Below are 25,675 nucleotides of genomic sequence, written 5' to 3'. Positions count from 1 at the left end.
GGGGTCGTGCGGCTCAGGGGGTCGGTGTCGGGGTGGCGGGCGCCGGGGCGCCCGCGCCCGGCCGGGTGCGGGCGAGCCACCACAGACCGAGCAGCGGCAGGACGAGAGGCACGTACCCGTAGCCCTCGCCGAGGTGCGACCACACCGTCGCCTCGGGGAAGAGCTCGGGTCGCACGAAGGAGAGCGTCCCGACGCCGACGACCCCGACGAACTCGACCGTCACGCTCGTCCAGGCGACGGCACGCGCTCGCGGCGTGGCACGAAGCAGGGCGACGGTCGCGACGACGTAGAGGACCGCGGCGAGCGCGGACAGGAGGTAGGCGACGGGAGCGTCGTCGAGCTTCGTCGCCACCTGGTAGGTGGCGCGCGCGGTCGAGGCGACCGCGAAGATCCCGTAGACGGTGATCATGAGCATGCCCATGCCGGACCTCGTCGCAGGGCGGTCGGCGCGCGGGACCGCGGGCAGTTCCCTCATGCGCCGAGCTGCCAGATCTGCCAGAGCCGGAGCTCGAGGAACGCGACCGTCACCGTGGCGACGAGCAGGACGATCGAGCTCCACCGGGACCGCTCCGCGAACGCGACGAACGCGGCGAACGGCAGGACGAGGAGCACGACGACGAGGTAGCCCCAGATCATCACGGGGTCGCCGTGCCACCCCTGCACGAGCAGGACCGCGGCGACGACGAGCTGGACGACGAGCACGCCCTCGACGACGGCGGCTCCCCACAGTTGCTTGAGGATGACCGCGCGGTCGCGGACGGCGAACCAGGCTGCCCACGCGCCGAGGAGCGCGCACAGCACGAGCACGACGATCATGAGGGGCAGGAGCACGGCTCCGAGAGTACCGGTCGCGGCGTGCGCAGGGGCGGACCTCCGGTCCTCGCCTGAGCCGACGCACGGATTTCTCCGAGGTCCCGTCCGGATGTCGGACACTCGGGCTAGCATCGAGGGGTGGCTGACCTGACTCTCACCGGCAAGAACCCCTTCTCCCTCGCCGCCGACGCGCTCGTCGTCGCGACGGCGGTCGTCGATGACGCCGTCGTCGTCCTCGGCGACGTGCCCGACTCCGTGCGCGGCCTCGCCGCCCACGCCCGGGCCCTCGGCATCTCCGGCGCGCTCGACGAGGTCGTGCGCGTCCCGGCGCCCACCGGCGTCGAGGCCGGCGTCCTCGCCCTCGCAGGCGTCGGCACATCAGCCCCTGACACGGAGGCGCTCCGGCGCGCTGCGGGCGCGGCAGTGCGCACGCTCGGCGGCGGCAGGACCGTCCTTGCGCTCCCCGCCGACGACGCCGTCGCGGTCGGCGCCATCGCCGAGGGCGCCCTCCTCGGCGCGTACGTCTTCGACCGCTACCGCACGGCCGACGAGACGTCGCCCGCGACCGTCCTCGAGCTCGCCTCACCCGCTGCGCGGACCCGTGCCGCGAAGGACGCAGTCGAGCGCGCCGAGATCGTCACGTCCGCGATCAACGCGGCCCGCGACCTCGTCAACGCAGCCCCGAACGACCTCTTCCCCGCAGCGTTCGCCGACGCGGCCAAGGCCGCGGTCAAGGGCACGGGCGTCAAGGTCACGATCCTCGACGAGAAGGCGCTCGTCGCTGGCGGCTACGGCGGCATCGCCGGCGTCGGCCAGGGTTCGACGCGCGGTCCCCGCCTCGTCAAGCTCGCCTACACGCCGAGCCGTCCCGCCGCGCGGGTCGCGCTCGTCGGCAAGGGCATCACGTTCGACACGGGCGGCATCTCGATCAAGCCCGCCAAGGGCATGGAGGCCATGAAGTCCGACATGGCCGGTGCCGCAGCCGTCCTCTCGACCGTCGTCGCCGCGGCGCGTCTCGGTGGCGACGTTGCCGTCACCGGCTACCTGTGCCTCGCCGAGAACATGCCTGGTGGCGGCGCACAGCGCCCCGCCGACGTCGTGACGATCCGTGGCGGCACGACCGTCGAGGTCCTCAACACCGACGCCGAGGGTCGCCTCGTCATGGCGGACGGCCTCGTTGCGGCCGTCGAGGACGGCACGGACGTCGTCCTCGACATCGCGACGCTCACGGGCGCGCAGATCATCGCGCTCGGCGACCGCGTCTCGGGCGTCATGGGCACCGACGACGTCCGCGGCGAGGTCGTCGCGGCTGCCGAGGCCGCGGGCGAGCAGTTCTGGCCCATGCCCCTGCCCGCCGAGCTGCGCCCCTCGCTCGACTCGAAGGTCGCGGACATCGCGAACATCGGCGGACGCGCCGGAGGCATGCTCACGGCCGGGCTCTTCCTCCAGGAGTTCACGGACGGCACGCCGTGGGCGCACCTCGACATCGCGGGCCCCGCGTTCAACGAGGGCGCCGCGTACGGCTACACCCCGGTCGGAGGCACGGGCGTGGGTGTGCGCACGCTGCTCGCGTTCGTCGAGGGCCGCTCCGCGAAGGCCTGAGCCTCCCGCTCACACGACGACGAAGGCGTGCTCCCGCTCGGTGCGGGGGCACGCCTTCGTCGTCGGCGACGGCCTACGCTGTCGGCGGGTCCTGGGTGAGGCGGCGGCCCTTCTGGCGCGTGCCCCAGTCCCGGTAGCGCTGGGGGTACCCCGTGAACCGCACGTTGTACACCGGGACGCCGAGCGACCCTGCGACGTCGAACGCCGTGCGCTCGTCGGGCGTGGCTCGCCGCGTCCACTCCCCCGTCGTCGCAACGAGGAGCACGGTCGCGGGGGTGTCACGCGTCGGCGGCTCCACGTACGCCTCGACGCCCGTGCGGGACGCGACGAACTCCGAGAGGTGCGCGACGCTGGCCCGCCCCTCCCGGCCGGACCGGGCTGGACCGCCGTCACGCGGACGGCGACGGAAGAGACTCATCCCACGATCGTAGCGAGCGACGGCGTCACCCTCACGGTCGGTGTCAGCGGCATCACAGCACGCCGCGGTCGATCCGGTTGGGCCGAGAGTCCTACTGATGACAAGATGAAGTCGGCGTGACCGCCGACCGTTCGCATCTAAGGAGCTGCACGTGGCCGACACCAACGGCACTTTCGACATCGTCGTCCTCGGCGGAGGAAGCGGCGGCTACGCCACCGCCCTGCGCGGAGCCCAGCTGGGCCTCTCCGTCGCGCTCGTCGAGGAGAACAAGCTGGGTGGCACGTGCCTCCACAACGGCTGCATCCCGACGAAGGCGCTCCTGCACGCCGCCGAGCTCGCCGACAATGCCCGCGAGGGCTCGAAGTTCGGTGTTCACACCGAGCTCAAGGGCATCGACATGGCAGGCGTCAACTCCTACAAGGAGGGCGTGATTTCGCGCCTCTACAAGGGTCTCCAGGGCCTTGTGAAGTCGCGCCAGGTGACGCTCGTCGAGGGCCACGGCAAGCTCGTCGGCCCCGACGCCGTCGAGGTGAACGGCCAGGTCATCAAGGGCCGCAACATCGTCCTCGCGACCGGCTCCTACGCTCGCTCGCTCCCGGGCCTCGAGATCGGCGGACGCGTCATGACGTCCGACCAGGCACTCCACCTCGACTACGTCCCCGGCTCGGCGATCGTGCTCGGCGGCGGAGTCATCGGCGTCGAGTTCGCGTCGGTCTGGAAGTCGTTCGGTGCCGACGTCACCGTCGTCGAGGGCCTGCCCCACCTCGTCCCCGCCGAGGACGAGGCCATCTCGAAGGCGCTCGAGCGCCAGTTCCGCAAGCGCGGCATCAACTTCTCCGTCGGCGACCGCTTCTCCGGTGTCACGCAGGACGAGGGCGGCGTCCACGTCACCCTCGAGTCCGGCAAGACGTTCGACGCCGAGATCCTGCTCGTCGCCGTGGGCCGCGGCCCGCGCACCGCGGACCTCGGCTACGAGGCCCAGGGCATCACGATGGACCGCGGCTTCGTCATCGTCGACGAGCGCCTCCACACGGGTGTCGGCAACATCTACGCCGCGGGCGACATCGTCCCAGGCCTGCAGCTCGCCCACCGCGGCTTCGCGCAGGGCATCTTCGTCGCCGAGCAGATCGCCGGCCTGTCGCCGCTGCCCATCGACGAGTCGGGAATCCCGCGTGTCACCTACTGCGAGCCCGAGGTCGGCTCCGTCGGCGTTACCGAGGCAAAGGCCAAGGAGCTCTACGGCGACGACCAGGTCGAGGCCCTCGAGTACAACCTCGGCGGCAACGGCAAGAGCCAGATCCTCGCGACCCAGGGCTTCATCAAGCTCGTGCGCCGCAAGGACGGTCCCGTCGTCGGCGTCCACATGATCGGGTCGCGCGTCGGTGAGCTCATCGGCGAGGGCCAGCTCATCGTCAACTGGGAGGCCTACCCCGAGGACGTCGCGAACCTCGTCCACGCCCACCCCACGCAGAACGAGGCCCTCGGCGAGGCGTTCCTCGCTCTCGCGGGCAAGCCGCTGCACGCTCACAACTGATCCCAGCCGGAAACCTGAGGAGAGACAGAACCATGTCTGAAGCCGTCAAGATGCCCGCGCTGGGCGAGTCCGTCACCGAGGGAACCGTCACCCGCTGGCTCAAGGAGGTTGGCGAGCGCGTCGAGGTCGACGAGCCCTTGCTCGAGGTCTCGACCGACAAGGTCGACACCGAGATCCCCTCGCCCGTCGCTGGCGTGCTCGAGAAGATCCTCGTCGAGGAGGACGAGACCGTCGAGGTCGGCACCGACCTCGCATTCGTCGGCGACGGCTCGGGCAGTGGCGAGTCGGCCGCGGAGGCTGCTCCCGCCGAGGCCGCGCCTGCCGAGGCCGCTCCGGCCCAGCCCACCCCGGACGCTTCGGCGACCGCTGTCGCCGAGGCTGCGCCCGAGGCAGCACCCGCACCGTCGTCCGACGCGCCGGCGAGCGCGTCCGGCGGCGAGGGTGAGCAGGTCGTCATGCCCGCGCTCGGCGAATCGGTGACCGAGGGCACCGTCACCCGCTGGCTCAAGCAGGTCGGCGACGCGGTCGAGGTCGATGAGCCGCTCCTCGAGGTCTCGACCGACAAGGTCGACACGGAGATCCCCTCGCCCGTCGCTGGCACGCTCCAGCAGATCCTCGTCCAGGAGGACGAGACGGTCGAGGTCGGAACGGCGCTCGCCGTCGTCGGCTCGGGCGCCGCGCCCGCCGCCGCTCCGGAACCTGCTGCCGCTCCGGAACCTGCCGCCGCTCCGGAACCTGCTGCCGCTCCGGCACCCGCCGCAGCCCCTGCGCCTGCACCGGCCCCGGCCCCGGCCGCAGCCGCGGCCCCGGCAGCCGCGCCCGCCGCACCGGCGCCGTCGGCAGCCGCCCAGCAGGCATCGGGCTACCTCACCCCGCTCGTCCGCAAGCTCGCGGCCGAGAAGGGTGTCGACGTCGCGTCGCTCACGGGCACGGGCGTCGGCGGTCGTATTCGCAAGGAGGACGTCCTCGAGGCGGCCGCCAAGGCTGCCGCCGCACAGGCCGTCCCGGCTCCCGCCGCCGCGCCCGCTGCGGCCGCGAAGCCGTCGACGAAGCTCGAGGTCTCCCCGCTGCGCGGCACGACCGAGAAGGCCAGCCGCCTCCGCAAGATCATCGCGACCCGCATGGTCGAGGCCCTGCAGACGCAGGCCCAGCTGACGACGGTCGTCGAGGTTGACGTCACGAAGGTCGCACGCCTGCGTGCGAAGGCGAAGGACGGCTTCAAGGCACGCGAAGGTGCGAACCTCACGTTCCTGCCGTTCTTCACGCTCGCCGCGGTCGAGGCGCTCAAGGCATTCCCGAAGATCAACGGCGTGCTCGCCGACGACGTCATCACGTACCACGGCCAGGAGAACGTCGGCATCGCGGTCGACACCCCGCGCGGCCTGCTCGTCCCCGTCATCCACGACGCAGGCGACCTCAACCTCGCCGGTCTCTCCCGCAAGATCGCGGACCTCGCCACGCGGACGCGTGACAACAAGGTGACGCCGGACGAGCTCGGCGGTGCGACGTTCACGATCACCAACACGGGGTCGGGCGGCGCGCTCATCGACACGCCGATCGTCCCCGGCGGCACGTCCGCGATCCTCGGCACGGGCACGATCGTCAAGCGTCCCGCGGTCATCCAGGACGAGGACGGCCAGGACGTCATCGCGATCCGTCAGATCTGCTACCTCTCCCTGTCGTACGACCACCGCCTGGTCGACGGCGCGGACGCATCGCGCTACCTCATGGCGGTCAAGCGCCGCATCGAGGAGGGCGCGTTCGAGTCCGAGGTCGGTCTCTGACACGAGCGTGAACGAAGCCCGTCGTGCCGCAGCAGCGGCATGACGGGCTTCGTGCATGCCGGGACTCAGGTCCGAGGCTCCCCCGGCGAGTCAGTGACCGAGACGACCTTCCACACACCAGCGTCGAGCACGAGCCGGAGGGTCTGCTGCATCACCCCGCCGCCAGGGACGAGCGCGTACGTCATGGCGACGGTCGCCGACGTCGAGTCCTGGCTCACGACATCGGCGGTCCTCACCTCGGCGCGGACCTGCGGCGGCACCTCATCCCCGCTGAGCACTCGCTCGACGAACGCGCGGTCCGCGTCCCGCACCGGCCCTGCGGCGACGAGCTCGCCGAGGCGTGCATCAACGTCCGCCGTGGCCTGCGTCCGCCGCGCCGCGGGCACGGGGGCAAGGGCCGCCAGCAGCTCGACCCGACCGACGGTGGCCCGGCGGGCGGCGGCAGCGGGGTCTCCGGGTCCGGACGGCTCCGTGGCTTCCATGACAGGATCCGTGCCCGCTGCGTCCGCCCCGGGCTGCGACGGTGGCGCCGCAGTCACCTGCGGCGTCGAGGGCGCGGCCGCGGGACGGCTCCTCGGCGCATCGCCGAACGGCGCGCCGTGCACTGCCACGCCGACTCCGCCGGCCACGAGGAGCACGACGCCCACCACGACGCCACGTCGCCGCCCGTAGCCACCTGGGCGTCGCAAGCCCCGCAAGGATGCTCCACCTGCGGTGCGTGCTCCGACCGAGTGCCCGCGGGCACTCGGGATCGCGGTCGCGGAGGCTCGTGCGTGCGACGATCGGCGTCCTCCCTGTTCCGTCGGACGCGCCGCCGCACTCCGGGTCCGATCCGTCGGCCGTGCCGGGAGCGTTGTCCCGGGCGCCACAGCGATGCCGTCAGCGAGGCCGTGCGGCCTCCTCTCCCCCGGCTCCGGCGGCCGGAGCCTGCCGTGACGTCGCGCCTGCGGCGGGGCGACGACGAGCGGGGCGGGGCTGCCTCTGACGATCTCGCGCCAGTCGCCGCCCACGGCCTCGCCTCGTGTCTCTGCCCCAGTAGCCCCGGGCATCGAGGAACTCGTCTTCGCCGAAGCGTCTCCGAGAAGCTCGATCGCCCGCACCGCAAGGTCCCCGGGCGCGGGAGCCGCAGGACCCGTCCCTGCCGCCAGTAGGTCCCGGACCCGGCGCGGAAGCACCGTGCCGTCCCGCTCGGCCCGCCGGGTCACCGCGCCGGCCACCGCACGGGTGACGTCGGACAGGCCGACCGTCGCCGAGGTGGGTTCGCCGCACCAGCGCCACGGATGGAGCTGCGGGCGGTCCTGCTGAGCGTCGGACGCGAGGAGCGAAGCAACAGCCGCGGCACCAGGGACGTCGATCCCGCACGCGCGGAGCGCGACGGTCCCCCGGCACGCCGTGACGAGCACGTCGAGCAGCTCGCGGGCCGTCGTCGCACGGGCGACGTCCGGACGTCGCTGCGCTGGGGCCGGGAGCCACACGAGGACGAGCGTGCGCGGGGCCGCGGCATCGGGGTCGCCTACCGGCAGGGCACCGACGAGCGGGACGACGTTCTCGTGCTCGAGTCCGAGGAGCGCCGTCGTCCGGGTGCGCAGCACCTCCCACCGTTCGACGCTCTCGACGGCGAGCGCCGTCACGTCGTGCACGACGCCGTCGTTGCTCTCCGCCGTCCACGGCCCTGTCGTGTCGCGAGCGTCGACAAGGCGGAGGCCGAGGCGCAGCAATGCCTCGTCGACGTCCGGCCGCTCCACAGGGGCGTCCCGCCCGGGCGTCGGGTCGGGGACGGCCCCGGGCGTCGCCCCGGCAACGCGCCAGACGTCCGGCCCCGATGATGTCGGCGACCTGAGGTCGGCACGCGCCGCGTCGTCGGGCCCGGGCAGCACTCTGCGCTCGTCGTCCATCCCTGCATCCAAGCGCGTCGCGGACGCGCGCGGGCGTCATCCACAGGCTCGGGCGCCCGGGCCGCGGACCGCTCCGACGGTCCGGTCCGCCCCGGGTTACCGTGGCGGCATGGATGTCGTCGACCTCGGTCTCGGGACGCAGCTGCGCGACTTCGAGGAGACGTGGGAGCTGCAACGTCGCGTCCACGCGGACGTCCTCGAGGGCCGCCGGCCCGACACGCTCCTCGTGCTCGAGCACGCCGACGTCTACACGGCCGGCCGTCGTACCCGGCGCACCGACCTGCCCACGGACGGCACACGAGTCGTCGAGATCGACCGCGGCGGCCGCATCACGTGGCACGGCCCCGGGCAGCTCGTCGTGTACCCGATCCTGCGTCTCGCGGAGCCGGTCGACGTCGTCGCGTACGTGCGCGCCCTCGAGGAGGCGATCATCAAGATGTGCGACGACCACGGCCTCGCGACCGTCCGCGTCGACGGGCGCAGCGGGGTGTGGGTGCCGGGTACCCCCGACGCGAAGGTCGCCGCGATCGGCTGCCGTGTCGCCAAGGGCGTGACGATGCACGGGCTCGCGCTCAATGTCGACCCGGACCTCACCGCGTTCGACCGGATCGTTCCGTGCGGCATCGACGACGCGGACGTGACATCCCTCACGCGGGCGACGGGCACGTCCCTGACCCCGACCACGGTCGTCGACGGGCTCGTCGGCCACCTCTCCCGTGAACTGGCGTCGTTGCGCGCCTCCGGGCCCACCGACGTCGTCCGACGGACCCTCGACGAGTCTCACGTCTGACCTGCACGAGGCCGTCCGGCAACCGAATCCCCGCCCGCGACGACATCCCCCGGCGTACGCTGGTACCTCCGTCCCTGAGAAGCCAGGAGAGCACGTGACGATCGCACCCGAGGGCCGCCGCATGCTGCGGGTCGAGGCGCGCAACGCCGCCGTCCCGATCGAGAAGAAGCCGGGCTGGATCAAGACCCGCGCGACGATGGGCCCCGAGTACTCCGAGCTCAAGGACCTCGTGCGCTCGGGCGGGCTCCACACGGTGTGCGAGGAAGCTGGCTGCCCCAACATCTACGAGTGCTGGGAGGACCGCGAGGCGACGTTCCTCATCGGTGGCTCCGAGTGCACGCGTCGCTGCGACTTCTGCCAGATCGACACGGGCAAGCCTGCCGCGCTCGACCGTGACGAGCCCCGGAGGGTCGCGGAGTCGGTGCGCCAGATGGGCCTCAAGTACTCGACGATCACGGGTGTCGCCCGGGACGACCTGCCCGACGGCGGCGCCTGGCTCTACGCCGAGACGGTGCGGCAGATCCACGCGCTCAACCCGGGCACGGGCGTCGAGCTGCTCATCCCCGACTTCAACGCGGTGCCCGAGCTTCTCGCCGAGGTCTTCTCGTCGCGCCCCGAGGTGCTCGCGCACAACCTCGAGACGGTGCCGCGCATCTTCAAGCAGATCCGCCCCGGATTCCGGTACGACCGCTCCCTGTCCGTGCTCACGCAGGCGCGCGAGGCCGGGTTCGTCACGAAGTCGAACCTCATCCTCGGTATGGGCGAGACCACCGAGGAGGCCGAGGAGGCGATCGTCGCGCTCCACGAGGCCGGCACCGACCTCCTGACGATCACCCAGTACCTCCGCCCGAGCCCGCGACACCACCCGGTCGACCGCTGGGTCAAGCCCGAGGAGTTCGTGCACCTCTCGGAGGTCGCCGAGTCGACCGGCTTCCTCGGCGTGATGTCCGGACCGCTCGTCCGCTCCTCCTACCGCGCGGGTCGCCTCTGGGGACAGGCGATGACGCGCCGCGGCCTCGAGATCCCTGCCGAGCTCGCGCACCTTGCCGAGCCGACGACGTCGCGCCAGGAGGCAGCCCACCTCCTCGCCCAGCAGCCGACGTCCTGACCGGGACGCCCCCGAACGGCACTAGACTGGCGACCATGGCCCGCAAGAAGGATGACGCCGCTGCGCCCGCGCAGGCGGCCACGAAGAAGACCAAGGTGAAGAAGCGCCGGTGGTACCACCAGGTGTGGGACGCCTACAAGATGACGGTCACGCAGGACCCTGCCGTGCGCTGGTGGATCCTCGGGACCTTCGCTGGCATCTTCGCCGTCGCGATCGTCCTCGGCATCGTGTTCAAGAGCCTCTGGTTCTGGGGCATCCTCGGCGTGCCGACCGCTGTTCTCGGCGCGATGTTCGTCCTCGCGCGACGCGCCGAGAGGGCCGCGTACGCACGGATCGAAGGCCAGCCCGGGGCGTCGCTCGCCGCGCTCGGCACGATCCGGCGCGGCTGGACGTTCGACCAGGAGCCCGTCTTCATCGACCCGCGCACGCACGACGCGGTGTTCCGGGGCGTCGGACGCCCGGGCGTCGTCCTCTTCGTCGAGGCGCCCGCGGCGCGCGCACAGCGTGTCGGCGAGAACGAGCGCAAGCGTACGGTGCGCGTCCTGCCGAACGTCCCCGTGACGGTCGTCCAGATCGGCCGCGAGGCCGGGCAGGTCCCCCTGCCTAAGCTCGTCCGCCACGTGACGAAGCTCAAGCCGGCGATCAACAAGCATGAAATCTCCGTCGTCCTCAAGCGCCTCCAGGCGCTCGGGACCGCGCGGCTGCCCATCCCCAAGGGCGTCGACCCCACGCGCATGCGCGTCGACCGCAAGGGCATGCGCGGCCGCTGATCCACCCCGCTCCACGCACGTGAGGCGCCCACCCCGACCGGGGTGGGCGCCTCACGTCGTCGGGGCATCCGGACGCGGTCAGAGCCGCACGAGCACCGTGCCCGCACCGCGGTCGTGGAGGCCACGACCGTCGCCGTCCCACACGACGGCGGGGATCACGAGGCACAGGAGGACCGCCCGCACCGCGGCACGCAGCGGCCCGACGAACGGCGCACGGTCGAGCCGGCGCACACCGATGCCGAAGATCCTGTGACCGACGGTGAAGCCGAGAAGCCCGACGAGCACAACGTTCTCGGCGAGGAACACGAGCAGCGTCGCGGTCGCATTCCCGTCGAACAACAGCGCCGACACGCCCATGCACGCGAACCAGTCGAGGAACAGCGCGGGAACGCGCCGCCCGAGGGTTGCGAGCGAGCCCGGGCCGTCCGCGGGAAGCCCGAGCCTCTCGCCCGCCGGGCCGTCGCCCGTCGGGGCGCCCTCCAACCATGAGCCGATGTCTTCTCTCGAGACCACGGCACCAGCCTACGTGGGCCGCATGGTGCTTCCGTTCACACGGAACTCACGTGCGGGCCGCACGCGTAACACGTCCGAAACATCAGGGTCACGGTCGAGAAATCGTGCCCTCCTAGGTTGGGACCTGCCCGATCGAGGGCGACCCACTCTCCCCAAGGAGCTACGGATGTTCACCACCGCCGAGGAGGCCATCGCCTTCACGCGCAACGAAGGCGTCGAGTTCGTCGACGTGCGCTTCTGCGACCTGCCCGGAGTGATGCAGCACTTCAACATTCCGATCGCGCAGTTCGAGGAGTCCGCCTTCACGGACGGCATGATGTTCGACGGGTCCTCGATCCGCGGCTTCCAGGCCATCCACGAGTCGGACATGAAGCTCATCCCCGATGTGACGACCGCGTACGTCGACCCGTTCCGCAAGCGCAAGACGCTCATCGTGAACTTCTCGATCGTCGACCCCTTCACGGACGAGGCCTACTCGCGCGACCCGCGCAACGTCGCGTTCAAGGCCGAGGCCTACCTGCGCTCGACGGGCATCGCCGACACTGCGTTCTTCGCTCCCGAGGCCGAGTTCTACGTCTTCGACGACGTGCGCTTCGCGACGACCCAGCACTCCGCGTTCTACTCGCTCGACTCCAAGGAGGCCGCGTGGAACACGGGCCGCGAGGAGGAGGGCGGCAACCTCGGGTACAAGACGCGCTACAAGGGTGGCTACTTCCCCGTCTCCCCCAACGACCAGATGGCCGACCTGCGTGACGACATGTGCGCGGTGCTCAACGAGGTCGGCCTCGAGGTCGAGCGCGCCCACCACGAGGTCGGCACGGCCGGGCAGCAGGAGATCAACTACCGCTTCTCGACGCTCACCGCGGCTGCGGACGACCTCATGAAGTTCAAGTACGTCATCAAGAACGTCGCGTGGGAGGCCGGCAAGTCCGTGACCTTCATGCCGAAGCCCCTCTTCGGGGACAACGGCTCCGGGATGCACTCCCACCAGTCGCTGTGGAAGGACGGCAAGCCGCTCTTCTACGACGAGGCCGGCTACGGCGGCCTCTCCGACATCGCGCGCTGGTACATCGGCGGTCTCCTCAAGCACGCGCCCGCGCTGCTCGCCTTCACGAACCCGTCGGTGAACTCCTACCGTCGCCTCGTGCCCGGGTACGAGGCCCCGGTCAACCTCGTGTACTCGGCGCGCAACCGCTCCGCGTGCATCCGCATCCCCGTGACGGGCTCGAACCCCAAGGCGAAGCGCGTCGAGTTCCGAGTTCCGGACCCGTCAGCCAACCCGTACCTCGCGTTCGCGGCCCAGCTGCTCGCGGGCATCGACGGCATCAAGAACCGCATCGAGCCGCCGGAGCCGATCGACAAGGACCTCTACGAACTGCCCCCGGAGGAGCACGCGCTCATCCAGCAGGTCCCGGGCAGCCTCAACGAGGCGCTCAAGGCCCTCGAGGAGGACCACGACTTCCTCACCGTCGGCGGCGTCTTCACGCCCGACCTCATCGAGACGTGGATCGACTACAAGCGCACGCACGAGCTCGACCCCGTCCAGCTGCGTCCGACGCCGCACGAGTTCGAGCTCTACTACGACTGCTGACATCAGCTAGCCGTTCCTGGCGGGGCCCGCACGCAGATCCTGCGCGCGGGCCCCGCCGTCGTTGCGGTAGGTTCGCTCTGCCCGTACCATGCTCCGTTGGAGGACCCCGTGACCGTTCCCGACGTCCAGCCGCGCTACCTCGACGAGGTCGACCCTGCGGCACGGCCCCCACGCTGGTTGCCGAAGGCCCTCGCGATGGCCGTCGTCGCCGTCATCGTCGGCGTCCTCGCGTGGCGTGCGATGGGGATGCTCACGGCCCTCTTCACGAACCTCGTCATCGCTCTGTTCATCGCGCTCATGCTCGAGCCGATGATCGCGTGGCTCGTGCGTCACCGGTGGAAGCGCGGCGCCGCGACCGGGGTCGTCATGGGCGGTGCGTTCCTCGCGATCGTCGCGATGATCGCAATGTTCGGGACGATGTTCGTCACGCAGGTCATCGAACTCGGCAAGTCCGTCCCTCAGATTTACGAGAACATCCGCACGTGGGCGTCCGAGAGCTTCGGCGCCGAGCTGCCCGAGAAGGAGAAACTGCTCGGTCAGGCGATCGACGGCTGGGGTGACGACATCGCGTCGTCGGCGCTCGGCATCGGCAGCTCGCTGCTCGGCTTCATCTTCGCCGTCATGACGATCGGCCTCGTCGTCTACTACCTGTGCGCCGCCGGGCCGAAGTTCCGGGCCGCTATCTGCTCGTGGCTCGCGCCCCGCAACCAGGTGACGGTCCTCCACCTGTGGGAGATCACGCAGGTGAAGGTCTCGGGCTTCATCAACTCGCGGCTCGTGCTCGCGTTCCTCTCGACGGCGTTCACGCTCGTCTTCCTCATCATCCTCAGCATCCCGTACTCGCTGCCGCTCGCCCTCTTCACGGGCATCGTCTCGCAGTTCGTGCCGACGATCGGCACGTACATCGGTGGCGCTCTGCCGGTCCTTCTCGCGCTCGCGCAGAGCCCCATGAAGGCGCTCGCGGTGCTCGTCTTCATCGTCGTCTACCAGCAGATCGAGAACTACATCTTCTCGCCGAAGATCTCGCAGAAGGCACTCGAGATGAACCCGGCGGTCGCGTTCGTCGTCGTCCTCGCGTTCGGGGCCGTCTTCGGGGCGCTCGGCGCGTTCCTCGCGCTGCCCGTCGCCGCGACGATCCAGGCCGTCGCATCGACGTACCTCCGTCGGCACGAGCTCGTCGACTCGGCGATGCTCCGCGAGCACGAGCCCGCCGACGGGTGGAAGGGCACCGCGGACCCTGACGACGGTGTCGTGCGGATCCCGACGATCGCGGCGGACGACGACGCGCCCGGGTCGCCTCAGGCGCCGTAAAAGACGCGGTCGACGACCGCGCGGCAACGGCGCGCGGTCCGCAGGTACGTCTCCTCGAGGTCGTTCGCGTCGCGCCCGAGAAGTCGCGCGACGCCCTCGAGGTCACGCCGCGCCGCGGGCAGCACGTCCGTGCCCGCACCGTCCGCGCGCCCCGACCACAGCACGTTCGCGTGACGGACCGACGACGCGAGGAGCCACGCCTCGCGCAGGACCTCGGCGTCAGTGGCCTCGACAAGTCCCTCGTGGGCGAGGACGTCGAGAGCGTCGAGTGTCGACGTCGTCCGCAGGGCGGGCACCCGCCCCGCATGCTCGAGCTGAAGCAACTGGACGGTCCACTCGACGTCCGCGAGGCCTCCGCGTCCGAGCTTGACGTTGCGCGCCGGGTCGCTCCCCCGCGGCATCCGTTCAGCCTCGACACGTGCCTTGATCCGGCGAACCTCCCGCGCCTTCTCGGGCGACAGCTCCGGCGGGTAGCGGATCGGGTCGACGATCGCAGCCACCTCGTCCCACAACTCCTCGGGGCCCGCGACACGGCGCGCCCGCAGGAGGGCCTGCGCCTCCCACACGAGGGACCACCGTGAGTGGTACTCGGCGAACGACGCGACGGACCTCACGAGCGGCCCGTTGCGACCCTCGGGACGCAGTGACGCATCGACCTCAAGCGACGGCTCCGGACCGACCTCCCCGAGCAGCTGGCGCAGCCGAGCGCAGACCGCGGTCGCGTACGAGTGCGCGTCGGACTCGTCGACGCCTGCGCGCCCCCGGTGGACGAACTGCACGTCAGCGTCCGAGCCGTAGCCCGACTCGTGACCGCCGAGCCGCCCCATGCCGACGACGAGGACGTCCGCGAGCGGCCCGTCGAGCCCGCGCTCCGCTCGGACCGCGTGGTGAGCGATGCGCAGCGCCGACGCCAGCACGACGTCGGTGACCCCGGAGATCGCACGGACCGCACCGAGGACGTCGACGAGTCCGAGCGCCTCGCCCGCGCCGGTCCGGGCCAGTTCACGTCGACGCAGGGCGCGGACCGATTGCGTCGCGAACTCGACCTCGTCCGAGCGCGTGAGCACCGCGTCGATCTCGTTCGCGAGCCGCTCCGCACCGGGCGGCGCGAGCTCGGCGTCGTCGCCGAGCCACGACACGGACTCGGGCGAGCGTGCAAGCGCGTCCGCGAGGTAGCGCGCACCAGCGAGCAGCCGTGCGAGCCGGTGCGCGGCCGTTCCCGAGTCGCGCAGCAGCTTGAGGTACCAGTGGCTCGAGCCGAGCTCGTCGGACAGGACGCGGAACGCGAGCAGCCCCGCGTCAGGGTCCGCGCCCTCGGCGAACCAGCCGAGCATGACGGGCAGCAGCTGCCGCTGGATCGAGGCACGCCGTGAGACGCCCTCGGTAAGCGCTGCGATGTGCCGCGCCGCGCCCGCCGGGTCGCGGTAGCCGATCGCCGCGAGCCGCGCGCGAGCATCCTCCGGGCGTAGCGACACCTCGGTCGCTGAGAGGCGCGCGACCGCGGGCAGGAGCGGCCGGTAGTAGAGACGCTCGTGCATCGTACGCACCGCGTGACGGGTGTCGCGCCAGGCGGCGAGCAGACCGTCAGCACCCCCAGCACGCAGCCCGACCGAGCGCGCGAGTCGCCGCAGGTCGGTCTCCGCGGTCGGCAGGAGGTGCGTGCGAGCGAGGCCGGACAGTTGCAGGCGGTGCTCGAGCACGCGCAGGAAGCGGTAGCAGCGTGCCATCTCGTCCCGGTCGTCACGCCCGACGTAGCCGGCGTCGGTGAGAGCGTCGAGCGCCGTGAGCGTCGTCGCCGCACGGATCGAACTGTCGGTGCGCCCGTGCACGAGCTGGAGGAGCTGGACGGTGAACTCCACGTCACGCAGGCCGCCCTTGCCGAGCTTCACCTGCCGGTCCGCCTCGGCGGCCGGGACGTGGTTCTCGACGCGGCGGCGCATGGCCTGCGCATCGGCGACGAAGTTCTCCCGTGTCACCGCCTGCCACACCATCGGCGAGACCGCGTCGAGGTACGCCTGGCCGAGCGCGGCGTCGCCCGCCACAGGACGTGCCTTGAGGAGCGCCTGGAACTCCCACGTCTTCGCCCACCGCTCGTAGTACGCGCGGTGCGACGCGACGGTCCGCACGAGCGGCCCGTCCTTGCCCTCGGGCCGCAGCGCTGCGTCGACCGCCCACAGCGGGGGCTCCCCCGACGGCTGCGCACAGATGCGCGCGAGCGCCGCCGCGAGTCGCGCACCGTCCTGGAGGGCGACGGTCTCGTCGCCGCCGTCGACAGGCTCGGCGACATGGATGACGTCGACGTCCGAGACGTAGTTGAGCTCGCGGGCCCCGCACTTGCCCATCGCGACGACCGCGAGACGCGTCCCGGCACCATGCCCCGGCAGGCCCGCCCGTGCGATCGCGAGGGCCGCCTCGAGTGCGGCGGCCGCAAGGTCCGAGAGGGCCGCCGAGACCGCAGGCATGACGTCCTCGGGCGTGGGCGACGCGAGGTCCCGTGCGGCGATCCGCGCAAGCCGCCGACGGTAGGCGCGACGCATCACGTCGGTCACCGACGCGAGGTCGGCGGACGAGGCCGCCTCCCCGGAGCCGTCGGCTGAGAGCGCCCCGACGAGTGCGACCGGCACGTCCGCCGACGGGTCCGCTCCGACCGCCCGCAGCAGCTCGGCGCGCACGGCACCGGGGTCGACTCCGAGGGGCGTGGCGTCGTCGAGCACGTCCCCGAGGACGTCGGGGTGCCGGACGAGCTCGTCACCGAGCGCGACCGACGCGCCGAGGACCGCGAGCAGCCGCGCGCGGGCGTCGTCGTCGGTCGCGAGCGCACGACGGAGCGCCGCCTCCTCGGGGCGCCCCGCGACGGCCTCCGCAAGCCTCACGAGAGCGAGCAGCGCCGCATCGGGGTCCGCGGCCGGAGCGAGCGCCACGACGAGCGCATCCGTGTCGACGACGACGCGAGCAAGGGCAGCATCGGCGAGGAACGACTCGGCCCGCGCCACCTCGAGGAAGCCCGCGCGGCGCAGACGTGCGCCGGCCGACTCGCGCCGACCGCCTCCCGCACCGGGCCCCGGGACGCTCACCGGTCGACCGCCACGCTCACAGGACGGGCAGGAAGCGCTCGAGCTCGAACGGCGTCACCTGCGAGCGGTACGCCTCCCACTCCTGACGCTTGTTGCGGAGCACGAAGTCGAAGACGTGCTCGCCGAGCGTCTCGGCGACGAGCTCGGAGCGCTCCATGAGGCGCACGGCCTCGTCGAGCGACTGCGGCAGCGGCTCGATGCCGGCCGCACGCCGCTCGGCGTCCGTGAGGAGCCACACGTCCTCCGCCGACCCCTCGGGCAACTCGTACCCCTCCTCGATGCCCTTGAGCCCCGCGGCAAGCAGGACCGCGAACGCGAGGTACGGGTTCGCCGCCGAGTCGAGCGCACGGTACTCGATGCGCGAGGAGTTCCCCTTGCCCGGCTTGTACATCGGCACGCGCACGAGCGAGGAGCGGTTGTTGTGGCCCCAGCAGATGTAACTCGGCGCCTCGGCGCCGCCCCACAGTCGCTTGTAGGAGTTGACGTACTGGTTGGTGATCGCCGTGATCTCCGCCGCGTGCGTGAGGAGGCCCGCGATGAACGCGCGTCCCGTCTTGCTCAGCTCGTGCTGCGCGCCCGGCTCGTGGAACGCGTTGCGGTCGCCCTCGAACAGCGAGAGGTGGGTGTGCATGCCCGAACCCGGGTGCTGCGCCATGGGCTTCGGCATGAAGGACGCGTACACGCCCTGCTCGAGCGCGACCTCCTTGATGACCGTGCGGAACGTCATGATGTTGTCGGCGGTCGTCAGGGCGTCCGCGTAACGCAGGTCGATCTCGTTCTGGCCCGGACCCGCCTCGTGGTGGGAGAACTCGACCGAGATGCCCATGGACTCGAGCATCTGGATCGCAGCACGACGGAAGTCGTGCGCGTTGCCGCGCGCAACGTGGTCGAAGTAGCCGGCCTGGTCGACCGGCACGAGCGGATCACCGGCGGAGAGCGGAGCCTTGAAGAGGTAGAACTCGATCTCGGGGTGCGTGTAGAACGTGAAGCCCTTGGCGGCCGCACGGTCCATCGCACGCTTGAGGACATAGCGGGAGTCCGCGAGCGAGTGCGTGCCGTCCGGGTTGAGGAGGTCGCAGAACATCCGTGCCGTGCCGTTGCGGTCCCCGCGCCACGGCAACGTCTGGAACGTCGACGGGTCGGGGCGCGCAACCATGTCGGCCTCGTAGACGCGGGTGAGGCCCTCGATCGCGGACCCGTCGAACCCGATGCCCTCGGCGAACGCGCCCTCGAGCTCGGCCGGGGCGATCGCGACGGACTTGAGCATGCCGAGGACGTCGGTGAACCAGAGACGGATGAATCGGATGTCGCGCTCCTCGACGGTGCGAAGCACGAACTCCTGCTGCTTGTCCATGCGCCCATCCTGCCCGACAAGTGTTACGAGCACGTTGCGTACCACGCGTCGGACGGCGTCCACCTGCGTCGTCGGTCGCTGGCACGTCCTAGGCTGGAGCCATGCCAGACCTGCGCATCGCGCTCGCCCAGGCCGACACGTGCGTCGGTGACCTCGCGGGCAACGCCCGCCTCGTCCTCGACGCGGTCGCCGCTGCGGCGGCCGACGGCGCACGCCTCGTCGCCCTGCCCGAGATGACCCTCACCGGCTACCCCGTCGAGGATCTCGCGCTGCGCGCCGCGTTCCGCGACGACGCCGCGACCGCGGTCGACGTGCTCGCGCGCGACCTCGCAGAGGCCGGGCACGGCGACGTCACGGTCGTCGTCGGCACGCTCGGCACGACGACGACGCCCGACGGGCCCCGGCCCACGAACCGGGCCGTCGCGCTCCGCGACGGCCGCGTCGTCGCAACGTACGACAAGCGCCACCTGCCGACGTACGGCGTCTTCGACGAGGCCCGAATCTTCGCCGCGGGCACGACGACGACCGTGCTCAACGTCGACGGACACCGCGTCGGCCTGCTCGTCTGCGAGGACCTGTGGCGGGCGGACGGCCCCGTCGCCGAGCTCGCGGACGCTCGCCTCGACCTCGTCGTCGTCGTCAACGGCTCCCCGTACGAGGAGGGCAAGGACCACGAGCGGCTCCGGCACGCACGCCGCGTCGCCGCGACCCTCGGCGCACCCGTCGCCTACGTCAACCAGGTTGGAGGCCAGGACGACCTCGTCCTCGAGGGCGGCAGCTTTATCCTCGACGTCGCGGGCGAGGTCGTCGCCCGCTCGCCGCAGTTCACGCCCGACCTCCTCGTCCACGACGTACCGACGCGCGGCGGCGCGCTGCGCCGAGGACGCGTCGCTCCTCCGCTCCACCCCGACGAGGAGGTCTACCGCGCATGCGTCGCCGGCCTCTCCGGCTACATCCGCAAGAACGGCTTCCGCTCGGTCGTCCTCGGTCTCTCGGGCGGCATCGACTCCGCGCTCGTCGCCGTCATGGCCGCGGACGCGATCGGGGGCGAGAACGTCGTCGGGGTCTCCATGCCGTCGGCCTATTCCTCACAGCACTCGAAGGACGACGCGGCCGACCTTGCGCAGCGAATCGGTGCCGACTACCGCGTCCAGCCGATTGGCGGAACCGTCGACGCGTTCATGCGCGACCTGCCGCTCGACGGCGTCGCCGCCGAGAACCTCCAGGCGCGTGTCCGTGGCACGATCCTCATGTCCCTCTCGAACGCAGAGGGCCACCTCACGCTCGCGACGGGCAACAAGTCCGAGCTCGCCGTCGGCTACTCGACGATCTACGGCGACGCCGTCGGCGGCTACGCCCCGATCAAGGACGTCCTCAAGTCCCGCGTCTGGGCGCTCGCCCGCTGGCGCGACGACCATGCGCTCGACCTCGGTGAGATCCCTCCGATCCCCGAGTCGTCCATCACGAAGCCGCCGTCGGCCGAGCTGCGCCCCGGGCAGGTCGACCAGGACTCCCTGCCACCGTACGACCGCCTCGACGCTGTCCTCGAGGACTACGTGGGCCGCAACCTCGGCCACAACGCCCTCGCGGCCGCCGGGCACGACCCCGCGACGATCGCCCTTGTCCTCCGGCTCGTCGACCGCGCCGAGTGGAAGCGCCGACAGTACCCGCCGGGGCCCAAGATCAGCGCGGTCGCGTTCGGCCGCGCCCGTCGCCTGCCGGTGACGAGCCGGCGGCGCGAGACACCACCGACCCCTGACGTGGCCCCCACCCCGAGCACCACGACCCCGAACCTGGAGCAGCCATGAGCGACCCCACTCCCACGCCCGGCACGACGACACCGCCCCGCCGGGTACGCGTCCACCATCTGAGGGAGGCCAAGGATGACGGGCGCCGGCTCACGATGCTCACCGCGTACGACCTGCCCACCGCGCGCATCTTCGACGACGCGGGCGTCGACATGCTCCTCGTCGGCGACTCCATGGCCGACAACATGCTCGGCCACGAAAACACGCTGCCCGTGACGCTCGAGGAGATGATCCCGGCCGCGCGCGCCGTGGCACGCGGCGCACGCCGCGCACTCGTCGTCGCGGACCTTCCCTTCGGCACCTACGAGGCGTCGCCCGAACAGGCTCACGCGAGCGCCGTCCGCATGATGAAGGAGGCGGGCGTCCACGCCGTGAAGATCGAGGGCGGACGCCGCATCACCGACCAGGTGCGGCTGCTCACGCAGTCCGGCATCCCGGTCGTCGGCCACCTCGGCTTCACCCCGCAGTCCGAGAACGTCCTCGGCGGCAAGCGCATCCAGGGGCGCGGCGACGCGGCCGAGCAGCTGAAATCCGACGCGCTTGCGCTCCAGGAGGCTGGCGCGATCGCCGTCGTCCTCGAGATGGTGCCCGCTCCCGTCGCGCGCGACGTCACCGAGATCCTCCACGTCCCGACGATCGGCATCGGCGCCGGGCCCGACTGCGACGGCCAGGTCCTCGTGTGGCTCGACATGGCCGGCATGGATGACTGGTCCCCGCGCTTCGCCAAGCAGTTCGGGCAGGTCGGCGCGGCGCTCTCGCAGGCCGCGAAAGACTACGTCGCCGAAGTCACGGGCGGGACGTTCCCCGGCCCGGAACACACCTACACGAGCTGACTTCACAATCGAGCGCCCCGGCCCCGCGCGTGCGGGGCCGGGCGCTCGACCGTGGTCTCGCCCCCGTCAGAAGACGAGGAACGCGCTCGAACGGAGCCAGAACCCGTGCCCGGTCGCGTCGTTGCGGCAGGCGACGCCCTCGACCGAGGACGCGCACGAGAACCCTCCCGCGCGCGTCGACTCGCCGTAGCGCAGGACCGTGCCGCCGCCGAGCGCCGACCAGCCCTCGAGGCACTCGGGTGACCCCGGGCCCGAGCCGACGGTGATGAGGCCGCCCCAGCGGCCCGTGCACGCACCCGCAGGGTCCGTGCCGAAGTCGGCGTCCGCGATCTCGCACCGCGCGCCGTCGCCGCCGATCGCGCACGCGATGTTGCCCGACGGAAGCATGAACTGCTGGACGCTGCGCGACGCAGACTCACCGACGAGAAGGTTCGCGGGCACACCCACCGCGAGCTCATCGCGCGCCGCCGACGCGTCGACGCTCGAGCGTGCGCCACCGTTGGCGACGTACGCGGCGAGCGGCCCGGAGACGACGGCGGGCAGCCCGAGCGCACCGACGACGGCCGACGCGTGCGCCGAGCCGCAACGTTCCGCGAAGGCCTCGACCGGCTGGCCGACGGCGCCGTCGAGCCCACCGCGGTCGATCCACGTCGCGGGCTCGCCGAGCCCACTCATCGCTGCGAGGAGCGCGGCCGTGTCGGCGGCGGCGTCCTCGCACGTGCTGCTCCCGAGCGCGCCCGTGACCGCTGCCGCCGCAAGCTCGAGCGCGGTGCCCGACGCCTCCGTCGGCCCGTCGCCCGGCGCGGGACGCCCCGCGGCGTCATCACGCGAGACCGCAGTGACGGCCGGCCCGTCAGGGACGCCCGTTACGGTCGCACCGGCAGTGCCCGCAGCGTCGGGACGGCCCGTGAGCATCGACACGGCCGCGATCGCGCACACGAGGACGACGAGCGCCGTCGCAGCCGCCACCATGACCGTGAGCGGGCTCGCGCTGCGCGCGTCACTCATCGTCGTCGTCCCACTCGTCGCGCTCCGCCTCGTCCGCGGCGTCCCACGCCTCCGTGCGGGCACGGGCGCTCTCGAGCGCCGCAGCAGCGGCCTCGCGCGTCGGGTACGGACCCATGAGGTGCTGGGCGGCATGCTGCCGCCCCTGCTCGACCTCACCCGTCGTGAGGTTGTAAAAAAACTCGACGTCGTCGTCAGGCCCGTGCCCCATCGTGACCTCTTCGTCAGTGGCGCGCCTGCGCCGTGGATCAGCGCCGGCGGTCGCCGGGCCGCGCCCCTTGCGGGGCATAGGTTACTCCCTCAGGGCGTCCCCGCGCGCGGAACGCCGCCCACCGCGTCGGCAGGGCCCGCCCGCGCGTCGGCCCACGTAGAATCACCTGCATGACGACGACACCCCGACGTTCCCGCGACCCGCTCGAACCCGGGGCCGTCAGCCCCCGCCGTGCCGTCCCCGCCTCGATCGCCCGGCCCGAGTACGTCGACCGTCCCGCACCGCGCCCCTTCACGGGGTCCGAGATCAAGACGCCTGAGACGATCGAACGCATCCGCGTCGCCGCACGCCTTGCCGCTCAGGCTCTCGAGGTCGCAGGCGCTGCCGTGGCCCCGGGCGTGACGACCGACGAGATCGACCGTGTGGGCCACGAGTTCCTCTGCGACCACGGCGCCTACCCGTCGACGCTCGGCTACCGCAGCTACCCCAAGTCGCTGTGCACCTCCGTCAACGAGGTCATCTGCCACGGCATCCCCGACTCGACCGTGCTCGTCGAGGGCGACATCGTCAACATCGACATCACCGCGTACATCGACGGCGTCCACGGCGACAACAACGCAACGTTCGCTGTCGGCGAGATCAGCGAGGACGACGCGCTGCTCGTCGAACGCACCCGCGAGGCCATGATGCGCGGCATCAAGGCCGTCCGCCCGGGCCGCGAGGTCAACGTCATCGGCCGCGTCATCGAGAAGTACGCCGCACGCTTCGGCTACGGCGTCGTGCGGGACTTCACCGGCCACGGCGTCGGCGAGTCCTTCCACTCGGGACTCATCATCCCGCACTACGACTCGGCGCCCGCGTACGCGGACGTCATTGAGCCCGGCATGGTCTTCACGATCGAGCCGATGCTCACCCTCGGCACCCACGAGTGGGTGCAGTGGGAGGACGGCTGGACAGTCCTCACGAAGGACGGCTCGCGCACCGCGCAGTTCGAGCACACCGTCCTCGTCACCGAGACCGGGACGGAGATCCTCACGCTGCCATGAGCCACCTCGACACCACCCCCCAGATCGCCTTCGGCATCGACATCGGCGGATCAGGCATCAAGGGTGCCCCCGTCGACCTCACGACGGGCGAGTTCACCGCGGACCGCGTCCGCATCCCCACCCCCGGCGTGTCGACCCCGGCAGCCGTCGCGGCCGTCGTCCGCGAGCTCGTCGACGGGTTCGACCTGCCGTCCGGGACGCCCGTCGGCGTCGCGTTCCCCGGGCCGATCCACCACGGGCGCATCACGTTCATCGCGAACCTCGACGAGTCGTGGACGGGCGTCCACCTCTCCGACGTCCTCTCCGACACGCTCGGTCGGCCCGTGCACGCCGTCAACGACGCGGACGCGGCGGGCTATGGCGAGGCGCTCTTCGGGGCAGCCCGCGGGGTGGACGGCACGATCATCGTCACGACACTCGGCACCGGCATCGGCTCGGCGATCATCGTCGACGGGACGCTCGTGCCGAACACCGAGCTCGGTCACCTCGAGATCGACGGGTTCGACGCGGAGTCGCGCGCCGCGGAGTCGGCGCGCGAGCGCGAGGACCTCTCGTACCCCCAGTGGGCCGAGCGCCTCCAGCGGTACTACTCGACGCTCGAGATGCTCTTCTCCCCCGACCTCCTCGTCGTGGGCGGCGGCATCTCCAAGCACCACGAGCGCTTCCTGCCGCTCCTCAACCTTACGGCGCCCATCGTCCCGGCGACGCTGCGCAACCGTGCCGGGATCGTCGGAGCTGCGGCCCTCTCGGGCGGTGCCCGCCTCTGACGGGCTGGACCCGTCTGGGCGCTGGTCTGGTCAGCTGACGAGGCGGATGAGTTCGTTCGCGGCCGTCGCGCTCGGCTCGAGCCCGAAGCGGTCGTCGAGACCGATCATCCGCAGGACGTCGATGACGATCTCCGACGGTTCGATGAGAGTCACGGGGAAGCCCTCATCGGCACCGATCGTTTGGATCTGCACGAGGAACGCGATTCCCGAGGAATCGATGAACGTCACCTCGGCCGTCTCGATCTCGACCGGCACGGCTGCCGTGACGACCGCGGCGAGCGCTCGGCTCGCCTCGTCGCGCCGTGCCCCGTCGATCTCACCGCGGAGGACGAGCCTCGCGCGGTCGTCGTCGACACGGATCTCGATGGTGCCGTGGTGCTCGTCGTTGAACCCCGTGGATGTCATGGCCACCTCCTGCTTCGTGGTCGACACTGCCACACGCAACCGACTCGAGCAAGAACACGCCTTGACCGTTACATGACACTCACGCGGCGGGAAGGCGACGGATCGGCACGGGGTGCTCACCGCTCAGCGTCGGGCCCGTCCGGCGACGCCACCGGAACGGCATGCGCCGTTGGTGACTCGACGACGGCCCGATGGAGCGACGACACCTGGCGTGCGAGGCGACGTGCCCCAACGAGGGCGCAAAAGATCGCGGCGAGCAGGAACCCGCCCGCGACGGCGACCGCTGCCGCGAGCGAGCTGCCCTGGTCAGGGCCGAGCTCCGACACGGACGCGAAGGTCGCGACGTTGCCGGCGGCGAGGGAGACGAACGTCTCGACCGCGACCGCAATACCCAGGCACCAGACTGCCGCCGTGAAGGGGCCGACAGCGGACACCGCTGCGAGCGTGGCCGGGTCGCGGCGCGAGTCCTTCCAGTACTCCCCGTCCCAGTAGCGCACCCACCCTGCGGCGTCCGGGTCCGGGTACCAGCCGCGTGCACGCTCGTCCGTCATGATGCCCCTGTCGTTCCGGTCCGCCACGGCCGGCCCGAGCGGTTCGCCCCGATGGTGCCACGGCGGAGCGTGCGCGAACAGTGCGCACTCATGAGGTGGATGCAGACGAGCCGGCCTGTACGCCGGGTTCTGTGCCTGCCGAGGTCGCCCTCGTGCAGGTGACGGCCATCCATCTAGGCCGTGCGTCACCGCACGGCTCGAGCGACCTACCCGGATGCTCGGGCGAGCAACCCTCGAACACATCCTGTCTGGTCTTGCTCCGGGTGGGGTTTACCGAGCCGCACCGGTCACCCGGCACGCTGGTGGTCTCTTACACCACCGTTTCACCCTTACCCGTCCGAGGACGGGCGGTCTGTTCTCTGTGGCACTGTCCCGCGGGTCACCCCGGGTGGGCGTTACCCACCACCCTGCTCTATGGAGCCCGGACGTTCCTCGGGACGCCCGAAGGCGTCACGCGGCCGCCCGGCCGGCTCGTCTGCAGGCCCCACACTA

The 25,675-nt window shown here is 71.6% G+C and carries 23 protein-coding genes and 1 other RNA gene; 12 read left to right on the top strand and 12 right to left on the bottom strand.

All coding sequences use genetic code 11. The features are described from left to right. Positions 1–13: 13 nt before the first annotated feature. Positions 14–475 carry a hypothetical protein gene (locus C1729_RS02475; RefSeq protein ID WP_102508385.1) on the bottom strand — a complete coding sequence of 154 codons (462 nt, stop codon included), beginning with the start codon at positions 473–475 and terminating at the stop codon, positions 14–16. Continuing rightward, complete coding sequence (locus C1729_RS02470) at positions 472–831, bottom strand: hypothetical protein (protein ID WP_102508383.1); 360 nt, start codon at positions 829–831, stop codon at positions 472–474. The genes C1729_RS02475 and C1729_RS02470 overlap by 4 nt, the downstream gene beginning before the upstream one ends. Positions 832–951: 120 nt before the next feature. On the opposite strand from C1729_RS02470, the gene C1729_RS02465 reads away from it, so the two are divergent. Further along, a complete protein-coding gene (locus C1729_RS02465) occupies positions 952–2,415 on the top strand; it encodes a leucyl aminopeptidase (protein ID WP_102508381.1) in 1,464 nt (487 codons plus the stop codon). A 73-nt stretch (positions 2,416–2,488) separates the two neighbouring features. Here the strand turns inward: C1729_RS02465 and C1729_RS02460 are convergent, their stop codons facing one another. After that, entirely contained in the window at positions 2,489–2,833 is a 345-nt protein-coding gene (locus C1729_RS02460) for an oxidoreductase (protein WP_102508379.1), read from the bottom strand. Between the two features lie 151 nt (positions 2,834–2,984). Here C1729_RS02460 and lpdA point away from each other — a divergent pair, with 151 nt between their 5' ends. Together lpdA and sucB are read left to right on the top strand one after the other, a co-directional pair. Next, positions 2,985–4,367 carry a dihydrolipoyl dehydrogenase gene (lpdA, locus tag C1729_RS02455; protein WP_102508378.1) on the top strand — a complete coding sequence of 461 codons (1,383 nt, stop codon included), beginning with the start codon at positions 2,985–2,987 and terminating at the stop codon, positions 4,365–4,367. A gap of 32 nt (positions 4,368–4,399) precedes the next feature. After that, positions 4,400–6,151, top strand: coding sequence for a 2-oxoglutarate dehydrogenase, E2 component, dihydrolipoamide succinyltransferase (sucB, locus tag C1729_RS02450; RefSeq protein WP_102508376.1), 1,752 nt, complete (start codon positions 4,400–4,402; stop codon positions 6,149–6,151). 65 nt (positions 6,152–6,216) lie between these two features. On the opposite strand, the gene C1729_RS02445 is transcribed toward sucB, so the two are convergent. Next, entirely contained in the window at positions 6,217–8,046 is a 1,830-nt protein-coding gene (locus C1729_RS02445) for a hypothetical protein (protein ID WP_102508375.1), read from the bottom strand. Positions 8,047–8,155: 109 nt separating this feature from the next. Between C1729_RS02445 and lipB the strand changes: the two genes are divergently transcribed. The 3 genes from lipB (at position 8,156) to C1729_RS02430 (ending at position 10,714) form a co-directional block, all read left to right on the top strand. After that, entirely contained in the window at positions 8,156–8,836 is a 681-nt protein-coding gene (gene lipB / locus C1729_RS02440) for a lipoyl(octanoyl) transferase LipB (RefSeq protein ID WP_102508373.1), read from the top strand. 94 nt (positions 8,837–8,930) lie between these two features. Continuing rightward, positions 8,931–9,944: a lipoyl synthase gene (gene lipA, locus C1729_RS02435; protein ID WP_102508371.1), complete on the top strand. Its 1,014-nt coding sequence runs from the start codon at positions 8,931–8,933 to the stop codon at positions 9,942–9,944. Between the two features lie 35 nt (positions 9,945–9,979). Continuing rightward, positions 9,980–10,714 carry a DUF4191 domain-containing protein gene (locus C1729_RS02430; protein ID WP_102508369.1) on the top strand — a complete coding sequence of 245 codons (735 nt, stop codon included), beginning with the start codon at positions 9,980–9,982 and terminating at the stop codon, positions 10,712–10,714. Between the two features lie 78 nt (positions 10,715–10,792). Here the strand turns inward: C1729_RS02430 and C1729_RS02425 are convergent, their stop codons facing one another. Continuing rightward, positions 10,793–11,227 carry an RDD family protein gene (locus C1729_RS02425; protein ID WP_102508367.1) on the bottom strand — a complete coding sequence of 145 codons (435 nt, stop codon included), beginning with the start codon at positions 11,225–11,227 and terminating at the stop codon, positions 10,793–10,795. A gap of 166 nt (positions 11,228–11,393) precedes the next feature. Here C1729_RS02425 and glnA point away from each other — a divergent pair, with 166 nt between their 5' ends. After that, the gene (glnA, locus tag C1729_RS02420; RefSeq protein WP_102508366.1) at positions 11,394–12,818 is read left to right on the top strand and encodes a type I glutamate--ammonia ligase; all 1,425 of its coding nucleotides are present in this window, start codon (positions 11,394–11,396) and stop codon (positions 12,816–12,818) included. A 108-nt stretch (positions 12,819–12,926) separates the two neighbouring features. After that, positions 12,927–14,129 carry an AI-2E family transporter gene (locus tag C1729_RS02415; RefSeq protein WP_242493679.1) on the top strand — a complete coding sequence of 401 codons (1,203 nt, stop codon included), beginning with the start codon at positions 12,927–12,929 and terminating at the stop codon, positions 14,127–14,129. Here C1729_RS02415 and C1729_RS02410 read toward each other — a convergent pair. After that, positions 14,117–17,203, bottom strand: coding sequence for a bifunctional [glutamine synthetase] adenylyltransferase/[glutamine synthetase]-adenylyl-L-tyrosine phosphorylase (locus tag C1729_RS02410; protein ID WP_102508364.1), 3,087 nt, complete (start codon positions 17,201–17,203; stop codon positions 14,117–14,119). The two genes, C1729_RS02415 and C1729_RS02410, sit on opposite strands and share 13 nt — an antisense overlap. 16 nt (positions 17,204–17,219) lie before the next feature. Beyond that, positions 17,220–18,557: a glutamine synthetase family protein gene (locus tag C1729_RS02405; RefSeq protein WP_102508362.1), complete on the bottom strand. Its 1,338-nt coding sequence runs from the start codon at positions 18,555–18,557 to the stop codon at positions 17,220–17,222. 101 nt (positions 18,558–18,658) lie between these two features. Between C1729_RS02405 and C1729_RS02400 the strand changes: the two genes are divergently transcribed. Further along, positions 18,659–20,365 (top strand): NAD+ synthase, encoded by a 1,707-nt coding sequence (locus C1729_RS02400; RefSeq protein WP_102508360.1) that lies wholly within the window; start codon positions 18,659–18,661, stop codon positions 20,363–20,365. Beyond that, the gene (panB, locus tag C1729_RS02395) at positions 20,362–21,198 is read left to right on the top strand and encodes a 3-methyl-2-oxobutanoate hydroxymethyltransferase (protein ID WP_102508358.1); all 837 of its coding nucleotides are present in this window, start codon (positions 20,362–20,364) and stop codon (positions 21,196–21,198) included. Before C1729_RS02400 ends, panB begins: the two co-directional genes overlap by 4 nt. Positions 21,199–21,264: 66 nt before the next feature. Here the strand turns inward: panB and C1729_RS02390 are convergent, their stop codons facing one another. Both C1729_RS02390 and C1729_RS02385 read right to left on the bottom strand, forming a co-directional pair. Beyond that, the gene (locus C1729_RS02390; protein ID WP_102508357.1) at positions 21,265–22,206 is read right to left on the bottom strand and encodes a hypothetical protein; all 942 of its coding nucleotides are present in this window, start codon (positions 22,204–22,206) and stop codon (positions 21,265–21,267) included. Beyond that, entirely contained in the window at positions 22,199–22,492 is a 294-nt protein-coding gene (locus C1729_RS02385; RefSeq protein WP_340637930.1) for a hypothetical protein, read from the bottom strand. The genes C1729_RS02390 and C1729_RS02385 overlap by 8 nt, the downstream gene beginning before the upstream one ends. Before the next feature lie 92 nt (positions 22,493–22,584). On the opposite strand from C1729_RS02385, the gene map reads away from it, so the two are divergent. Both map and ppgK read left to right on the top strand, forming a co-directional pair. Further along, positions 22,585–23,460 carry a type I methionyl aminopeptidase gene (gene map / locus C1729_RS02380; protein ID WP_102508354.1) on the top strand — a complete coding sequence of 292 codons (876 nt, stop codon included), beginning with the start codon at positions 22,585–22,587 and terminating at the stop codon, positions 23,458–23,460. Next, positions 23,457–24,227, top strand: coding sequence for a polyphosphate--glucose phosphotransferase (gene ppgK / locus C1729_RS02375; RefSeq protein WP_102508352.1), 771 nt, complete (start codon positions 23,457–23,459; stop codon positions 24,225–24,227). Before map ends, ppgK begins: the two co-directional genes overlap by 4 nt. A 30-nt stretch (positions 24,228–24,257) precedes the next feature. Here the strand turns inward: ppgK and C1729_RS02370 are convergent, their stop codons facing one another. The 3 genes from C1729_RS02370 to rnpB all read right to left on the bottom strand — a co-directional run bounded on the left by C1729_RS02370 (position 24,258) and on the right by rnpB (position 25,657). Next, positions 24,258–24,632 (bottom strand): STAS domain-containing protein, encoded by a 375-nt coding sequence (locus C1729_RS02370; protein ID WP_102508350.1) that lies wholly within the window; start codon positions 24,630–24,632, stop codon positions 24,258–24,260. A 116-nt stretch (positions 24,633–24,748) separates the two neighbouring features. After that, a complete protein-coding gene (locus C1729_RS02365; RefSeq protein ID WP_102508348.1) occupies positions 24,749–25,183 on the bottom strand; it encodes a DUF2510 domain-containing protein in 435 nt (144 codons plus the stop codon). Between the two features lie 102 nt (positions 25,184–25,285). After that, positions 25,286–25,657: RNase P RNA component class A (gene rnpB / locus C1729_RS02360), an RNA gene on the bottom strand. Positions 25,658–25,675 lie beyond the last annotated feature (18 nt).

Source organism: Sanguibacter massiliensis (assembly GCF_900240335.1).
Lineage (GTDB): Bacteria > Actinomycetota > Actinomycetes > Actinomycetales > Cellulomonadaceae > Flavimobilis > Flavimobilis massiliensis.
Note: the sequence above shows the minus strand (reverse complement) of the source record. Positions and strands in the feature narration are given on the sequence as shown.

Bases quoted from the DNA above. Each gene is read 5' to 3' on its own strand.
- C1729_RS02475 (WP_102508385.1), bottom strand. From the start codon at position 475: ATGAGGGAACTGCCCGCGGTCCCGCGCGCCGACCGCCCTGCGACGAGG.
- C1729_RS02460 (WP_102508379.1), bottom strand. From the start codon at position 2,833: ATGAGTCTCTTCCGTCGCCGTCCGCGTGACGGCGGTCCAGCCCGGTCC.
- sucB (WP_102508376.1), top strand. From the start codon at position 4,400: ATGTCTGAAGCCGTCAAGATGCCCGCGCTGGGCGAGTCCGTCACCGAG.
- C1729_RS02445 (WP_102508375.1), bottom strand. From the start codon at position 8,046: ATGGACGACGAGCGCAGAGTGCTGCCCGGGCCCGACGACGCGGCGCGT.
- lipB (WP_102508373.1), top strand. From the start codon at position 8,156: ATGGATGTCGTCGACCTCGGTCTCGGGACGCAGCTGCGCGACTTCGAG.
- C1729_RS02430 (WP_102508369.1), top strand. From the start codon at position 9,980: ATGGCCCGCAAGAAGGATGACGCCGCTGCGCCCGCGCAGGCGGCCACG.
- glnA (WP_102508366.1), top strand. From the start codon at position 11,394: ATGTTCACCACCGCCGAGGAGGCCATCGCCTTCACGCGCAACGAAGGC.
- C1729_RS02405 (WP_102508362.1), bottom strand. From the start codon at position 18,557: ATGGACAAGCAGCAGGAGTTCGTGCTTCGCACCGTCGAGGAGCGCGAC.
- C1729_RS02400 (WP_102508360.1), top strand. From the start codon at position 18,659: ATGCCAGACCTGCGCATCGCGCTCGCCCAGGCCGACACGTGCGTCGGT.
- panB (WP_102508358.1), top strand. From the start codon at position 20,362: ATGAGCGACCCCACTCCCACGCCCGGCACGACGACACCGCCCCGCCGG.
- C1729_RS02390 (WP_102508357.1), bottom strand. From the start codon at position 22,206: ATGAGTGACGCGCGCAGCGCGAGCCCGCTCACGGTCATGGTGGCGGCT.
- C1729_RS02385 (WP_340637930.1), bottom strand. From the start codon at position 22,492: ATGCCCCGCAAGGGGCGCGGCCCGGCGACCGCCGGCGCTGATCCACGG.
- map (WP_102508354.1), top strand. From the start codon at position 22,585: ATGACGACGACACCCCGACGTTCCCGCGACCCGCTCGAACCCGGGGCC.
- ppgK (WP_102508352.1), top strand. From the start codon at position 23,457: ATGAGCCACCTCGACACCACCCCCCAGATCGCCTTCGGCATCGACATC.
- C1729_RS02370 (WP_102508350.1), bottom strand. From the start codon at position 24,632: ATGACATCCACGGGGTTCAACGACGAGCACCACGGCACCATCGAGATC.
- C1729_RS02365 (WP_102508348.1), bottom strand. From the start codon at position 25,183: ATGACGGACGAGCGTGCACGCGGCTGGTACCCGGACCCGGACGCCGCA.